The following is a 14,828-nucleotide window of genomic DNA, read 5'->3' on the forward strand; positions in this document are numbered from 1 at the left end:
CCTTTCTCACTGCTCTCGCTGTGTCGCACTAGTAATACAGTAGGTGCGCGATCTCGCACCCGCCACGTTTCACCGCATGCACCTGTATCGAAAACGACCGATTACGTGCCAGTTGCACGGCATGTATCGGAATGTAGCTTGACGATAATTGCGATGCACTGCTATTTTCGAAACACGCTTTCGATACAGGAGTCGTTCTTGTGGCCCGCACCTTCGCTTACTGCCGTGTCAGTACCGTCGATCAGACCACCGACAATCAGGTCCGTGAGATTGAGGCGGCGGGCTTTGCGATCGAACCGCGTCGGGTGATCACTGAAACTGTGTCGGGGTCGGTCGCCGCTATGGAACGCGCGGGCTTCGCCAAGCTGGTTGATCGCCTTGAGGATGGAGACGTGCTTATCGTGACGAAACTGGATCGCCTGGGGCGCAATGCGATGGACGTTCGCGCAACTGTGGGGGCACTGGCGGCGATCGGAGTGCGTGTGCATTGCTTTGCCCTTGGCGGTGTGGACCTCACCAGTGCGGCGGGGAAGATGACGATGGGCGTGCTGTCGGCTGTCGCAGAGTTCGAGCGCGACTTGCTTATCGAGCGCACGCAAGCCGGCCTGTCGCGCGCCAAGGCCGAAGGAAAGGCGCTAGGGCGACCATCCGCCCTCACTGGTGCGCAACAGCAAGCGGTGCTCGCCAGCCGCGCACAGGGAACATCCCTAGGCGTATTGGCTAAGCAGTATGGGGTGAGCCGCGCTGCCATTCAGCGTGTTGCGAAACGGGCCTAAGCTACCCCACCACTCGCCCCGGCGAGGGGCAGGGGAGCGTCACAAAATCGTCAGCTATCGCGGTGATCGCCGCCGCATCAATGCGCGCGATGCACATGGCGCATCACTTGGCCTCGTGCCGAATTTCCAAGCAGCAATGAACGAACGACTCGGCAGGCGCAGACCCAGTCAAGGGGCGGACCTCAATTATCGTGTCAAATCAGCCCGAGCCCCTGCCGCTTAGCGTTTGCTGTGCGCTCCGGGTTAACCGCCAGATTGGATTGCTGCACGTCTGCTGCGGAGAAGTCTAGCCGTTGCGCTACCGTATGTTTTTGGATGGAGAGTGAACGGTCTGCTTTGCTATCGCCAATCACTGAAACAGGCTTATACCCACCAATCTTGGTTTGAACGAAAAAAAGAGGCCGACGAATTCAATGATTTTGGCACAGACGCTCGCCAAGGCCCGCACCGAGGAAGACGTTAAGGACGCCTATATAGCGGCGCTGGGACTCAAGGGTGTTTCCAAGAACCTCGTCGATATTCAAACGCAGGAGGTCTGGTTCGAGGCAAAGGCGGTTTCGACGCCACCGATCATCATGTTCGCGCAACTGATGTTTTATATCCGCGCGGCAAAGAAGCGAGGCGAACCGATCCCGGCTTTTCTGGCCGTTATCGATCGCGACAAGGCGGCGATCATGCCGACGGAAAAGGCGCTGCCCTTATTGGACGACAAGAGCATCGTCTGGCCCAAATCCGGGTCGGGCGCTGGCAAGGAATTGGGCGCGCAGATCGCCCCTTATGTCCAAACGCATATTGTTGAATACGAAATCGCGCATGACGAGGCGGCGTTCATCAAGGCCGTAAAAGATGCGATTAAGGAACGACGCATCATCCGAACACCGATTACACCCGATAACTTGCGGCAAGCGTTTGATCGCTGGGTGGCGATGATCGGCGAAGAACTGGGAGTAAAGGCACAAGCCGATTATGCTGTGCTATTTTTTGCTGACATCATGCATGACGGCAAGCAGGAGGCGATGAATAATTTGCCCGCACGACTGCTACTGACCGCCGCCGGTCCGACCTTTCTGCTTCACGGCGAAACCTATGAACTGGCTAATGACCGGGGCTATCGTAACTTCTGGGCGATTTATCACCGACCACCCGAACTTAAATACCGGCATTATTTGCTGGAACGGCACGACAGCCTGCTTCCACTCGATGAGCAAAAGTTCAAGGGGGCCTATTATACCCCGCTGCACATCGTCGACAAAGCCTATGATCAGCTCCGCGCGACCTTGGGAGAGGATTGGCAGGACAGTTATCTGGTGTGGGACATGTGTGCAGGCGTCGGCAATCTGGAGGCAAAGCACAGCAATCTGCGCAACGTCATCATGTCAACGCTCGATCAGTCTAATGTAACAATCATGAAATCCAATCCGGCGTTCGCTGGCGCGGAGATTTTCCAATACGATTATCTAAACGACGACATCACCGATTTCGGCGAGATTGACTACAGCCTCTCAAACAAGTTGCCCCGGCGCCTGCGAGAGGCGATTGCCGATGCGCGCGAAGGCAAGAAGGGTGCCAAGCCGATCTTGGTGCTGATTAATCCGCCTTATGCCGAAAGCGGCTCTGGCATTGCAAAGGGGGAAGAAAACAAGATTGGCGTAGAGAAAACGCGCATCAACAATGTAATGCGCGATACTAACCTAGGTTATGCCAGCAAAGAGTTATTCGTGCAGTTCTTGGTCCGTATCCGGCAAGAGCTGCCCCACTCGAAACTCGCGATATTCAGCACGCTGAAATATGTAAATGCTCCGAATTTTGAGCCGTTTCGAAATGTTTGGCGTGCAAAGTTTCTCGGCGGTTTTGTCGTGCACAGTCGTGTCTTCGATGGCCTGCGAGGGAATTTCCCCATCAGTTTTCTGGTTTGGGATCAAGGCGTCAATTCGCAGGTAGCAGATATCACGCTGAATGCCCTTAACCGTCGCGGCGAACTTTTCTGCGAGAAAACCTACGTTGTCCGACCTGTGACATCGCTGTTAAACGCTTGGATGCCCGCTCCAGCGGCGCGGGGCGACGTGACAATTCCTTTATCGAACGCGCTTACGCCCTCACGAAATCCCCGCCTAAAGCGATCTTGTGTCGGGGCCATTGGACATCTGTTTGCGAGCAACAACGACTTGCAAAACGCTGGACAAGGAACATTAATCACTTCGTCCATTTTCACAGGAAGAAATGGTGGCGGAATGTTCATTCTGCCCGATAATCTGTGGGCAGCAGCCGTCATATTCTCCGTTCGCCTTCTTCCTCAACACACGTGGCTGAATCACAGCGACCAATTTCTTCAACCTTCGCAGCCCCTGACCGACGACTTCAAGGCGGATTGCCTCGTTTGGATGCTCTTCGCTGGTAAGAACTTGACCGCCGGTGCTGACGGGCTTCACTGGAATGGACGTGATTGGAGCCTCGACAATCACTTCATACCTTTCACCGAGGGCGAAGTCGGCGCGAAGGGTCATTTTGAGAGCGACTTCATGGTTCGCTACATGGCTGATATGGACTTTTCGCATGAGGCGATGAGGGTGCTTGACGAAGGGCGCAAGCTATGGTCCCGCTTTCATGGCACCGGCTTTCCGCGCAAAATCCGCGAAGAATACAAATTGGGGCGCCCTGATGCCGGATGGTATCAGATCCGCCGCGCGCTCGAGGCCTATGGCGAAACCGAACTCACCGACTTTGATCCGTTCAAGGCCGCCTATTCTGCACTAACTGCAAAATTGCGTCCTAAGGTTTATGAGTTTGGCTTCCTGCCCGACTAACGACCTAAATTTGTTCTCAATTGGGCGGCGAAGGGGGCGTCAGCGGCTCGCCTGGGCGATGGAATGGATACCATGCGGCAAAAATGCTGCCCCAGCCTATTGAGCCCAAGCCGCCTCCGAGCGGGCTCACACAGCCTTCATTCGTCCACACGTGTCGTGTTGCCCCCGCCGGCCAACCGTGCCGTAGAGCCTTAGCGAAGGCCGCGATTCTGTCGTCCATTGCTACGGACACCGGATGCCCGATGGCACGGCCTCACCTAATTGCCTGCGTCGTCGAAAGCACGCCGTCGCATTGCGGCGCGGGCGTCATCGACCATGGAAACCTCTTCGTTAGTAAGCTGCGATGGGCTGGTCGACCACGCAGCGTGCGCGTTGGAGGAAGTGTCGTCCAGCCAGCGGAGGGCCTCAACCGCCAAACAGTTTTCCTCGCGGCAGTGACGTTCCCACCCATCGAAATCGGCATGGGGCAAGGCACCGCGCATAATGGCGATTCGGACGGCCGGCAGTATTTCGTGCCAAAGCGCTGACTCTGAGGCTAAGTCACCGTCATTCAAGGAACCAGGCATATCGAACTCGCTACAGCAAACGATACTACAGCTGCTACAGCGGCCATCGCTAACCAATTGAAAAATAATAACTTTGTGTAAATGGTCGGGGAGACAGGATTCGAACCTGCGACCCCCTGGTCCCAAACCAGGTGCGCTACCAGCCTGCGCCACTCCCCGACAGCGCTGCGGTTAAGGATACATGGCCGAATACGCAAGCGTTCATCGTCGGCGACCGCAACAATCGCCATTGTGCGCCGACCGCTGTGGTTGAGCCGAGCGAGGCAGATGTCCGTGAGGCGATCAGCGCACTGCGATGCAGTGACAGGTCTTCGACGCGACGCCGTCGCGGGATCGCGGCTGGGACATCCTGGTCGATCTCTACGCTGCTCAGTTGGAGGGGGGGCGGTATCGCGCCTGCGCATCGCTGCCGCGGTCGCACCGACGGCGTTGCGCTGGATCGCCGAATGCCCGACACCGGATTGTTCGTGGGCCACCCGAACATGCATGACCGATAGGGCGCGTTCATCGTCCTCTCCGATCGCGCAAGCGAGGCACGGCGGGTATGTTTTGGCCATTAGGGCGCCGACTTGCGCATTCCGGGACTGTGGATCGGCGTCGCACACGAGACCCCGCTGTGAGGGAAGTAAGTAGCTTTAAATTTTTCAAAATTGTGGTTTGCGAAGTGTCCTAATCGGCAACGACGCCCCCCCAATCTGAATCCGCGGCGCGAAGTCAAAAGCTTAGTGCGAGTTTAACGGGGCCCAACTTTCGACGCCGATCTACAGGTCAGGGCGTTCGCCGGCTACCTCGACAGCTCCAGCGTATCGCGCCACGGGGGGGGGGGGGGCTGCGACCAGCGCCGACGGCATCGTCGCAGGCGTCCATGGCCACTATGCCGCGGACCGCGTAGAAATCGGCGCGTCGGTGCTCTATGACGGTGGCGATGCCCGGACGCGGTCGCTGCCGGGGGCGACGACCATCGCGAGAGCATTGCCACAGGGGTGCGGCTGCGGTTCTGATGAAAACTATGGGTCTACATACCGACATGTAAACCCATAGCTTCTGGTATCACCGTCAAACGTCGTTAACGCGGTGTTGACTCCCGTGCGGTAACGAGAGCCATGCCGGTTACATTCCTGTTGGTCGATCTGGCGCAATATGCTGCCGCGACCCTCCTTGCTTTGATTTTGCTGCTGGGACCGGGGTTCGGTTTGGTTGCGCTCGCGGTCCGGTTTGGTGGGCTTTCGGATCGCGAATGCTCACTGCCATGGGCCATGGTACTTGGGGTAACGCTGTTGCCGGCGGTAGACGCGCTGGCGATCCGCAACATCGGCATGGGCATGGTGATAGTCCTGCATGCCGGCCTCGCGCTTGCCGGAACGGCCGGGGTCGTGCGCCATCTGCGCCGGGTGCGCGCCTCCTGGTACGGCGTCGCCCTAGCATGGTGGGGCGTCGTCGCCTTTGCCTATGTAGACGTCGACTGGGACGGGCAGCTCCATCAATCCTTCGCCATCCTCGATCTGGTAAAGCATGCTGCGGTCGTACGGACCATCGCGCATGACGGTCTGCCGCTGCACGACATGTTCTTCGCGCGGCCCGGGATCGCGGGCTATTATTACTATTTCTATATCGGACCAGCCTTGATCCATTGGGTCGGACGCGAGGTGATTGATGCGCGCACCGCGTTCATGGCCGCGAGCTTCGTCACTGGGCTGGTGTTTCCGCAACTCGTGCTACTGATTGGGACGAAGGCCAAGATGGTCCCTCCGGCAGCGCGGCGACGGTTTTTCGCCCTAAGCGTCTTGTTGTGCGCAGTATCGGGTTTCGATCTTGTCCCCGGCATACTCGACTATCTCGTGCACGGAACGACGTTGGTCCAGCTCGATTGGTGGGGTGAGGAGACACGCTGGGCACTGACGTCGATCGTTTGGGTTCCCCATCATATCAGCGCCCTCATCGCCGTCTTCGTCGGTTGCCTCGTTCTAGCCGAAGCCACCGAAACGGGCGTGGCCCGCCCCCCGTATTGCCTGTGCTGCACGATAGCGTCCGGGTTGGCCTTTGCTACCGCCTTTGGAAGCTCGATCTGGATTACTGTGGTGGCTGTACCGATCCTGGGCATCTGGTGGCTGGCAGGGTTGCGCCGTGCGGATATGCCCCCCGCCTGGATGCTGCCGGCAAGTAGCGGCGTCGCACTGATCCTCATCTTGCCGCAGGTCCACGATCTGATTCTCGGCCGCACATCCGCTGGTTTTCCCCTGGCGGTCTTTGTCCGTCCGTTCGGTCAGGGGGGCCCGTTCTCGCCATCACTGTCGGACGCATTGATGCGGATCGCCCTTCTTCCCGGGACCTTCGCCATTGAGTTTGGCCTGTTCGCGCTCGGCGCGATCGCCTTTATCGCCTCCGGTCGTGCGCGACGGAACTGGGATAATCCGATCGGTCGACTCTTGATCGTCGGGGCTATCGTGTCGCTCATCGCTGCATCCTTCGTCCGCTCGACCGTCATCAACAATGATTTCGGCTGGCGGGCAATCTGGTTCGCCCAGTTCGGTGCACTTGTTTGGACCGCGGCAATCTTGACCGAAAACCGCCAATGGCTTGGCGGATCCGTCATCCGGATTGCGGCCATCGCCTTGGGGCTGTCGGCAACAGCGTATGATCTCATCGGCCTGCGCTTTATCCGAACGCCGTACTTCACGACGGCAATGAGCTATATCAACCGGCATCCCGAAAACGATGACGCGCTACGACATGCCTATACCGCGCTTGACCGGACGATCCCGCACGACGCCATCGTCCAGCATAACCCAGGCTCAGCCGAGCGAGTGTTCGATTTCGGACTGTACGGGCATAATCGCGTTGCGGTCGCCGACGAGCAGGCTCAACTGTTCGGTGCCGACAAAGCTCTGATCGATGCCAGGATCGCGCGCCTCATGCCGCTGTTTACACACACCATACCGTTCGTGGATGTGCGCCGCATCGCCCGCGAAAACAGTGTTGATTACCTTCTGATTACCAGCCTGGATCCGGTATGGAAGAACCAAGGGCATGTCCCGATAGACTGGGCATGCGCATACAGGTCGCGAGATGTCTGCGTCGCGGCTGTCTCGGTCGCCAAGGGGGGGGGGCAATGATCATACATGTTCGTCAGGCAGCAGCGCTGATCGCGTTGGCGCTGTTTGGATTTTTGCTGTTCGTAACGCTGTTTGCGATTGGGCTTTTCAGTACGATACCCATCTTGTTCTATCGCGGAATCGTGCTGGCCATTTGCGCTGGGATTGCGACCGGACTCCTAGCGCTTTTCACCGCACACCACGACGGCGGGCCGCTTGTAGTCCCTGCGGTCGCGCTATCGTTAAGCTTGAACCTGTGTGTTCTCGTCATCCTGCCGGTAACCGTTGATCGCTCAATCAGCGTCTATCTATTGTCAACGATCGAGCGGCATGACCGTGATGGAATCAACGCCGCAGATCTCCAGGCGGCGTTCTTGCAAGGGTATGTGTCGGACATGGGTGCGATCAACCGCCGCGTCATAGAACAAGGCCAGTCGGGGAACATCGTCGTGGATCGGACGGGTCGCATCAGGCTGACGCCCCAAGGCGAACGCTTCATGCTCTTGAGTCGCTTCGTGGCCGCGACGTTCGGTACCGATCCTCGCTTCGTCGGAGGCCGTGTCCCGGATCGACGTCGATGAACAGTATAACCGAACGCCTGATCGTCGGCATTCCTGAGATGTCGACACCGCGTCGCCGCAATCGCTTTCGTGGATCGGTTGCCCAATGTGAAGGGACGGCCAACGCCAAGCTGGCCCATGATCGTATTTGGTTGCTCTGCGTGATCCTGACAATTGCATTCCAGCTCGCGTTGATCTTCACCCATCGTCCCTGGCTCGACGAATGGCAGGCGCTGCTGATCGCGCAGGAGAGCCCGACATTCACCGATCTGATGGCGAACCTGCGCTACGAGGGTCATCCGCCGTTATGGTATCTGATCCTTCGCTCGATGGCCGTGATCATACCGATCTACTGGGTTCTGCCGGTCACCTGCGCGCTGGCGGCGCTCGCCACGCAGGCTATCATACTCTTGCGCATGCCCTTCACGCGGCTCCAGCGGCTACTCGTTGCAACCGGCTATTTCATGCTTTTCGATTATCTCACGATATCAAGAAGCTTGACCCTCGGAGTCACGTGCCTCTTCCTTTTCATGGCGATGCGCGACCGCAAGATCGCATGGCTGTGGCTGGCCATGCTGCCCTTATGCGATTTCCTGTTCGGCGTGATGTCTGTCGTTATGGTCCTCCTCCAGTGGCGCGACCACAGACTATGGACTCCAGGTATCGCCCTATGGATAGTCGCCTCAGTGGTGGCAGCCTGGTCGATTATTCCTGCGCCGGACGTGTTGCCCGCGATCAAAAGCGAACACTGGTTCTGGTCGTACAACGAGTTCTTCGAACGCTTGTCGACGCTGCTGATCCCGATCCAGTTCGTCAAAGGTCGCTTCATGTGGAATGGGACTTGGCCATTGGGGCTAGGCCATGCCGGCGGTATAATGTTCCTGCTATTTGCTTGGAAACAGGTCGCCGACGATCACTTTCATCGACTGCTGCTCGCCGGGTTCATCCTTCTCACATTTTTCTTCAGCATTTTCGTGTACCCCCTCCATACACGCCATCTGTCGCTGATCGCATTACTGCTCATGCTGCTGAAGTGGCGCGAAGCTGAGCGTACGAATAGCCTGCGTGCTCCGTTTCGTCTCTGGTTGGCGGCAACTTCGGTTTGTGGAATAGGGATCGGCCTCTACAGCCTCATCGTACCGTTCAATACGGGCCATCTGGCTGCAAAGGCGATCATTGATCGAGGGCTGGCAGGCAAGCAATGGCTCCTCTTGGACGAAAGCCCCGGGCCCGGACTGCACGCACTTACGGGAATGGATTTTCGCGAGGTCCAGAGCGATTGCACGCAAAGCTTTATCCGCTGGAACCACGACGTCACGCTGAAGACCCTAGCGCAATTCGATACGTATCTTCGCAACGAGGTTCGACAACACGGGCGTCTCTACCTTCTTACCGATACCCAAATTCCACTTCCGGCATCGCTGATGCGTACCATTGCGTACATTCCATCCGGCTATGATGGGCAACGCTATTATCTGAACGTTGCGGGACCAACCGCCCTGGAACAAGGCACACGCCCTCCGCGGTGCGTAGCGAACCAAAGAGCTTTGGATCAGGGGACAATCTGGACGAAACTATCGAACCGCCACTAATTTTACGGCAAAATACACGTATCGTCGCACTTGTGCATGTCGAACCACCGTATTCGGCAGATCATTTATCACGAAACTGTTCCGCGCCGCGTGGCAACCCGCTCATGCAGGTCGAACATCTTGCGCCTGAAATGGGCCCAGCACGCGACTTCTGTGACGCCGCTTCGATAGAGCCCGTCGTAACCAGCATAGGCGTCGGCCTGGAGCAAGCTTCGAAAAAGCCGGCAATGACGTGGTGAATCGCCTGCGCGTTGCGATGGCAACTACCAGTGATAGCGTCATGATGGGTCATCGCGACAATCACGAGCGTGGCGTCAATCGGCGCAAAAAAACGCCGCCAGCGGGCAGTTGCGCCAACGCCCGAACGTCGGCGACGCCTCGGCACGCCGGACGGCTCGAAGAGATCGAGACAAGATGCGACGATCCTCCCAGACGTCGCGGCGAACAACGCGCCGGCGACCAGCCCCGGCGATGCGATGCGATGCGATCGGCAACGCACGGCCAACCAGCCAGGAGAAACCGCATCGGAACCCGGGGCAAACATTCCTGGTCCGGGCGTCGCGACGTGCAGCAGCAGCAGTGCCATAAGAACGTGACGGCCACCCCGATTAGGAATGAGCGCCGCGACGGCTCCCAGGCCTAGGCCGGCGCAGCAACCGTAGTGATCGCCACCGCCACCGGCAGCCCTTCCAGCAAAACCGTCACCAGCGTCGCCAGCACCAGCCCGGCGAATGCGCCGTTGCGCAGCGTCGATCGCCCGACGATGAGCGTGTTCCCACCATCGCCAGCACGATCTGCCACCCGCGATAATCGATACGCAACGCCCGCATCTGGTAGATGATGGGTATCGATATTGGGCCGAGTAGCACGGCAAGTTTCTCGCGCTCGACGTCGCTCAAGCGTCGGGTCGATTCTGTGGCTGACGCCATTGACGCCAGCAACGTCATAAGCGGCACGACGGTCATCGCAATCCGGTTCGCGGTATCGGGAGCAAAGACCGGATCGAGCACTAGCATGGCGGCTGCAATCGGCAGGTCGACAAATCGCGACTAGTGCATCGCATAGCTGCTTCCCACCAGCTCTGCTCCGAGCTAGCCGCGAACCTTGAGCAATCGCATCGCATCATCCGGGTCGGGAAAGCGTAGCGTCGCAATGGCACCGACGAACGCAAGACACAGGACGAGCGCCTCCAAGGCCCAGCCGCCAAGGACCGTCTGCCAGGACCGCCCTGATGCGGGCATTATGCGGCCTTCAAGCGTTCTGGGACGTCGCGGACGCTGGAGAGCGCAGCGGCGATGCCCGCCTGATCGCCCTCATTACCCGCTTCGTGATATTCGGCGTCCTCGTTGACGCTCCAGATGTCGTGTACCCGCTTGCCCGCCTGGATATTGCGCACCGTCAGCATCGCGGTCATCATCGCGTGGTCCTGGTTGTTGTAGCGATGCATCCCGTTGCGCCCGACACAATGCAAGGTCGGATGTCGCGTCTCGATCTCCTCGCGCAGGGCGTCCACGTTGTCGCGGTACTCCTCGTCGTACACCGGGTACGCCTTCTCCTGTCGCACCACCGCACCGCCAGTGACGTGCGCCGGATCGCACAGCCCGAGGATCGCCATTTCCTTCGTCGCCAGCGTGATCAGATCGGCATCGCTCGCCGCCCACAATCCATCGCCCTCGAAGCAGAAATACTCGAGTCCCACGCACGCGATATCCGGATCGGGCACCATCTCCGGCGACCAGCTGCGGAAGTTCTGGACGCGACCGACCTTCACCTTCGAATCGTGGATGTAGATCCAGTTGTCGGGGAACAGATCAGGCGATTTGATCATCAGCGCGACGGTCAGGAAATCACGATACCGAAGCGCACTCGCCTGCGGCAACGTCGTCGGCAACGGATGCAACCGTCCCGCGAGCTCGCGCATCGGCGCGCTGCTGATCACATGGCCCGCATCGATCGTGACCGTCCCGCCGTCGCGATCGGTAGCGGTGACGCGCCAGCGACCGGTCGAATCCTCGGCAAGCTGCTTGAGTGCATGCCCCATCATGATCGTGTTGCCGTGCGCCAGCACCTTGTCGCGCGCGGCATCCCACATCATCCCCGGCCCGAGCCGCGGATAGCGGAAACTCTCCAGCAACGTCTTGGTCTGCATGCCGTCATTGGGCTTCTTGTTGAGCCCAAGCGAGCGCTTCAGCCCATCGATCACCGCCCCGCCAAGGCTCAGTCCCTTGATCCGCTGGGCGGCCCAATCCGCCGACATCGTGTCGCACGGCATGCCCCAGACCTTCTCGGTATAGGTCTTGAAGAAGATCGAATACAGCTTGTGGCCGAACTGGTTGACCACCCAATCCTCGAAGCTACGGACGTTGGGGTTAGGTCGCAGCTTGGCCTTGGCATAGCTCGCCATGCACAGCGTGGAGCGCCAGATGCCGAGATTCCCCAGCGCTTCGAACGCACGCAGCGGATAGCTGTAGAATTTGCCCTCGTAATAGATCCGGCTCATCCGCGGGCGTTCGATGAAGTCGTCCGGCAAGATCTCGTTCCAGAGATCGACCACCGGCTGCGACTTCGAGAAGAACCGGTGCCCGCCGATGTCGAATCGGAAGCCATCATGCTCGACGGTCCGGCTGATGCCGCCGACGTACACCGGATCCTTCTCGATCACGGTGACGGAATAGCCCGCCTTGCCGAGCAGATAGGCGGCTGTCAGCCCGGCAGGGCCCGCCCCGATGATCGCAACGTCGACAGGCGTGTTCGGCATCCAGACATTCCCCACAAGTTGCAGCGTGTATCGTCGAAGACGCCTAAGGTGTGGTTAACGAGGATGAAAAACCTGTGGGGTGCTGTCAGAACTTTGACGATGACGCTCATCATGGCGCTTACCGACATCCAACGGATCCACGGAACGAACAAAGAGAGCTAGCTGGTGTTTGCGCGCTATCACACCAATAGCGAACGCATGGTAAAGAAACGGGAAACCGGCGCCAAGAGCCCGACGGGATAGCGCTCAATATGCTGTCGATTATCTGGAAGCGCTGGCTCCGAATACGTGCTTCGAATACTCTTATGAATGACCAGGATTATGGTTGGACCCGTTGATGTAAGCCTCACGAGCTGTTTCTACTCCTGAGGAGACCACAAACGAGCGACCCGTACTAGCTACGAGCACAAGGAGCGTCTGCAACCGTATTTTCCCAAAAGCTATAGCAAGCCACGGATCGATACCCGCCGGGCAGGTCAGCCACGATACTGGCGCAGCAACCATGATCGATGACCTGCCGATAGCACAGTAGCTACTTGGTGATCGCCGGTGCCCCTATAAAGCTAGGCCCGCCAACGCCTCCACTGCTGCATGCCGACAGAGGTGACCATAATGCCTTTCGATCATCTCCGCGCTCGTGTCGCTGATCTGCGCTACCGCAAGTAGCGGCAAACCGCCATTCACGAGATCGGTGATCGTACTATGCCTAAGCGTGTAAGCGGTTGTTCCGGTTGGCAACTTCGCAGCAATAGCTGCCTCGGCAATCGGCTTCTTCCACGTGTCCTTGTCCCATACCGTGCCGTTGAAACGCGCCAATAACGGGGCGTGCGGCAGCTTTCCCTTCGCCTGCGCCGCAAAAAAATCGGCGACAGCGGTTGGTATAAGAATCCGACGAGGCTTGCCGCTCTTGTCCTTGCCGATGGTGAGCTCCGATGTCCGCTTGTCGAAATTCCCGGCGGTGAGACTGGCTACGGCCCCCGGCCGAAGTGGAAGCAGGCAAAGCGCCCGCACGAAGGGTTCAGCCTCCGTGGCAACATTCTCCAAAAGTGCGCGCCGTTGGTCGCGATCCAAAAACAGCGTCCGTTGCCGGTCAGCATTTCGGATGGCCCTTAATGCTTCTTGCCATGCAGCTTCGGTACCAGGTGCACCCGGCGCAAGTACCTTGTTCAACGCAGCGCGAAGCATCGCCATGTCTCGGTTAACTGAGGAGGGCGCCCGATCCCGGGTAACCTGCGGCCCGCTTTTGCGCCGAGAGACCTGCGCTGGCTTTTCTTCCAGGCGCTTGCGCCATGCCTGCAAATGATACCGCCGAAGCCTAGTGAGCTTTACCTTGGCGACGGGATCGGAATAGACGTGGCGCGTGAAGCGGCCTACCGATTCGGGGTGCGACTCTGTATAGCGGCGACACGCTTGCTCGACTGTCTCAAGCAGTTCCTCGATATGGCCGCCCGCTTCTACCAAAGTGGCGAAGGCTTCCGCCTCCCTTTTGGCGTCGGCGAACCGCTCACGGCCTGAAAGTTTGCCGAAGTCGCCGAGCGCCTTCAAGCGATAGCAGCGCCGGTCCTCGTCATAAGCACGAGCGATCCACGTTCCTATCCCTTCTCGTGCCGACGGTCGATAGCCAAGGAAGCAGCCAGGTCGTATCCGCTGCCAGTGCGGCTCGCGCTTTTTGCGGAGCGCTTCCCGCTCTTTCACTTTGCTCAAGTCCAGCGCCATGCCGGCCTCCCGCTTATTCCGTACGGAAAAAATACGGAAAACATAGTGGGAAACAGCTGGACCATGCGGGAGCAAGAATCAAGACTTTACTGATACTTAGAAGCTCAGAAGATCCCAAAAACACCCTATTCCAACCTCTCCGAAGGCAGAGGCCACTGGTTCGAATCCAGTCGGGTGCACCATCTTTTCAGTTATGAACGCGCCGACCCGCTCGCAAAGTGGTGACGCTGGCGTTTCCACCAGCGCCACTTGAGTTCACCCCTTCAGCTTTGCCGCCGTCTCGGCGATGCGCTTGCCCTGGTAGCGGGCGGCGTCGAGTTCTTCGGTGTGCGGCATGCGGCTGCCGTCGCCGTCCGAGATCGTCGTCGCGCCGTAGGGCGAGCCGCCCTTGACCTTGTCGACGCCCATCTGCGCCTGGAAGCCGTAATCCAGGCCGACGATCGTCATGCCGTGATGCAGCAAGTTGGTGATGATCGAGAACAACGTCGTTTCCTGGCCGCCATGCTGGCTCGCGGTCGAGGTGAATGCACCGCCCACCTTGCCGATCAGCGCGCCGGAGAACCACTGGCCGCCCGTCGTGTCCCAGAACTGCGCCATCTGCGCAGGCATCCGGCCAAAGCGGGTCGGCGCGCCGACGATGATCGCGTCATACTGCGCGAGCGCGTCGGGGCCTTCGATCACGGCATGCGCGCTGTCGGTCTTGAAGTGCGCAGCTTCGATTACCGCTTGCGGCGCGGTTTCGGCGACACGGCGGATGTCGACCTCGGCACCACCGGCGCGGGCGCCCTCGGCGACGGCGTCCGCCATCTGCTCGATATGGCCGTAGGACGAGTAATAAAGCACGAGGACCTTGGTCATATGTGTTTCCTTCTTGGCTCCCCCTCCCGCAAGCGGGAGGAGGCTGGGGGGTGTGCACCCGGCTTCGGCAAGCGAGCCGGATCGAAGTGCGTATCTTCAACGATGG

10 protein-coding genes, 1 tRNA gene and 1 pseudogene are annotated in these 14,828 nt (G+C 59.0%); 5 read left to right on the top strand and 7 right to left on the bottom strand.

Features of this window, described 5'->3' with window-relative positions; genetic code table 11:
- Nucleotides 1-200 precede the first annotated feature (200 nt).
- Both AC3D24_RS09205 and AC3D24_RS09210 read left to right on the top strand, forming a co-directional pair.
- Nucleotides 201-776: a recombinase family protein gene (locus tag AC3D24_RS09205; RefSeq protein ID WP_489030013.1), complete on the top strand. Its 576-nt coding sequence runs from the start codon at nucleotides 201-203 to the stop codon at nucleotides 774-776.
- 413 nt (nucleotides 777-1,189) lie between these two features.
- On the top strand, nucleotides 1,190-3,580 hold the full coding sequence (locus AC3D24_RS09210) for a hypothetical protein (protein ID WP_489030015.1): 2,391 nt from the start codon (nucleotides 1,190-1,192) through the stop codon (nucleotides 3,578-3,580).
- 648 nt (nucleotides 3,581-4,228) lie between these two features.
- Here AC3D24_RS09210 and AC3D24_RS09215 read toward each other — a convergent pair.
- Nucleotides 4,229-4,305: transfer RNA gene (locus tag AC3D24_RS09215), tRNA-Pro, on the bottom strand.
- 944 nt (nucleotides 4,306-5,249) lie between these two features.
- Between AC3D24_RS09215 and AC3D24_RS09220 the strand changes: the two genes are divergently transcribed.
- The 3 genes from AC3D24_RS09220 to AC3D24_RS09230 are packed head-to-tail and all read left to right on the top strand — an operon-like array spanning nucleotide 5,250 to nucleotide 9,390.
- Entirely contained in the window at nucleotides 5,250-7,259 is a 2,010-nt protein-coding gene (locus AC3D24_RS09220; RefSeq protein ID WP_489030016.1) for a hypothetical protein, read from the top strand.
- The gene (locus AC3D24_RS09225; RefSeq protein WP_489030017.1) at nucleotides 7,256-7,819 is read left to right on the top strand and encodes a hypothetical protein; all 564 of its coding nucleotides are present in this window, start codon (nucleotides 7,256-7,258) and stop codon (nucleotides 7,817-7,819) included. The genes AC3D24_RS09220 and AC3D24_RS09225 overlap by 4 nt, the downstream gene beginning before the upstream one ends.
- Nucleotides 7,816-9,390 carry a hypothetical protein gene (locus tag AC3D24_RS09230; RefSeq protein ID WP_489030019.1) on the top strand — a complete coding sequence of 525 codons (1,575 nt, stop codon included), beginning with the start codon at nucleotides 7,816-7,818 and terminating at the stop codon, nucleotides 9,388-9,390. Before AC3D24_RS09225 ends, AC3D24_RS09230 begins: the two co-directional genes overlap by 4 nt.
- 104 nt (nucleotides 9,391-9,494) lie before the next feature.
- On the opposite strand, the pseudogene AC3D24_RS09235 reads toward AC3D24_RS09230, so the two are convergent.
- From AC3D24_RS09235 to wrbA, 6 genes and pseudogenes are all read right to left on the bottom strand, one after another.
- Nucleotides 9,495-9,602 (bottom strand): annotated as a pseudogene (locus tag AC3D24_RS09235) (IS66 family transposase); the annotation flags it as partial.
- Between the two features lie 427 nt (nucleotides 9,603-10,029).
- A complete protein-coding gene (locus AC3D24_RS09240; protein WP_489030021.1) occupies nucleotides 10,030-10,191 on the bottom strand; it encodes a hypothetical protein in 162 nt (53 codons plus the stop codon).
- 290 nt (nucleotides 10,192-10,481) lie between these two features.
- Nucleotides 10,482-10,631, bottom strand: a complete 150-nt coding sequence (locus AC3D24_RS09245) for a hypothetical protein (RefSeq protein WP_489030022.1) — start codon at nucleotides 10,629-10,631, stop codon at nucleotides 10,482-10,484.
- Entirely contained in the window at nucleotides 10,631-12,148 is a 1,518-nt protein-coding gene (locus AC3D24_RS09250) for an NAD(P)/FAD-dependent oxidoreductase (protein ID WP_489030024.1), read from the bottom strand. The genes AC3D24_RS09245 and AC3D24_RS09250 overlap by 1 nt, the downstream gene beginning before the upstream one ends.
- Before the next feature lie 555 nt (nucleotides 12,149-12,703).
- Entirely contained in the window at nucleotides 12,704-13,864 is a 1,161-nt protein-coding gene (locus tag AC3D24_RS09255; RefSeq protein ID WP_489030026.1) for a tyrosine-type recombinase/integrase, read from the bottom strand.
- A gap of 255 nt (nucleotides 13,865-14,119) precedes the next feature.
- A complete protein-coding gene (gene wrbA / locus AC3D24_RS09260) occupies nucleotides 14,120-14,722 on the bottom strand; it encodes an NAD(P)H:quinone oxidoreductase (RefSeq protein WP_489030028.1) in 603 nt (200 codons plus the stop codon).
- Between the last annotated feature and the right edge of the window lie 106 nt (nucleotides 14,723-14,828).

The sequence above is a fragment of the Sphingomonas sp. SL1004 genome (assembly GCF_057815015.1).